Annotated in this window: 1 protein-coding gene; it reads left to right on the top strand. The window is 34.8% G+C overall.

What is annotated here, in order from left to right; translation table 11 throughout:
• Nucleotides 1-606 (top strand): DeoR/GlpR family DNA-binding transcription regulator (locus IDG60_RS28340; RefSeq protein ID WP_206161137.1); only part of this gene is annotated, 606 nt, incomplete at both ends.

Genomic DNA, 606 nt, shown 5'->3' with positions numbered 1-606 from the left:
ATGAACGTTTGGACGAAATTGCTAAACTAGTGAATAAAAAGGGCACGATAAGAACGAATGAAATCGTCGAAGGTTTAAATGTGTCTGATATGACAGTTCGAAGAGATTTAATTGAGTTGGAAAATAAAGGGATTTTAACGAAGATTCATGGTGGTGCACGCAGTAATTCAACATTTCAGTATAAAGAAATATCGCATAAAGAAAAACATACCCGTCAAATTGCAGAAAAACGATTTATAGCTAAAAAAGCTGCATCATTAATTGAAGATGGGGATACTTTGTTTTTCGGACCGGGAACAACAGTGGAACTATTAGCGGAAGAAGTCAATCATCATACGCTCACAATTATTACGAATTGTTTGCCAGTGTATAAAATTTTGTTGGAAAAACAAACAGCACATTTTCGTGTCTATTTAATTGGTGGTGAAATGCGCCATATTACAGAAGCGTTTGTAGGTGAAATGGCGAATGCCATGTTAGAAAAACTAAGATTTAGCAAGATGTTCTTTAGTAGTAACGCAGTAAATAAAGGTGCTGTGATGACATCTACATTAGATGAAGCCTATACGCAACAATTGGCACTAAGTAATTCAATTGAAAAATACT

Source organism: Staphylococcus sp. EG-SA-2 (genome assembly GCF_017152085.1).
The sequence above is the reverse complement of the archived record's forward strand: the minus strand, read 5'-3'. Positions and strand labels throughout refer to the sequence as shown.